Origin of the sequence: Bartonella sp. AA83SXKL, from assembly GCF_042196965.1 — a bacterium.
Taxonomy (GTDB): domain Bacteria; phylum Pseudomonadota; class Alphaproteobacteria; order Rhizobiales; family Rhizobiaceae; genus Bartonella.
Genome location: NZ_JBHIRG010000167.1, coordinates 445 through 742, shown reverse-complemented (window position 1 = coordinate 742; position 298 = coordinate 445). Strand labels below are relative to the sequence as shown.

The 298-nt window shown below is 37.6% G+C and carries 1 protein-coding gene; it reads left to right on the top strand.

What is annotated here, in order from left to right; translation table 11 throughout:
• On the top strand, positions 1 to 298 hold a 298-nt coding region (locus ACFINO_RS10360; protein ID WP_375655745.1), incomplete at both ends, for a hypothetical protein.

The window sequence follows — 298 nt, the reverse complement described above, 5'->3', positions numbered from 1 at the left end:
CTCGATCAAAAAAAACCTATTCGCCTTTCACGTCTTATCCTCAAAAATGAAGGGAAAAAATCACGAAGCTTACGCCTTTATAATTATGTTGAATGGGTCTTAGGCAATATCCGAACAAAATATGCACCTTTTCTTCTTCCCTTTTATGATTCCAAACGTGGTGCACATTTTATTCAAAATCCCTATCACCTCGAAAAATCTCAACAAGTGGCATTTTTATCAGCATCCGAAATACCAACCAGTACCACTACTGATCGTAACGAGTTTATCGGTTTAACAGGAACAGTTACACATCCAC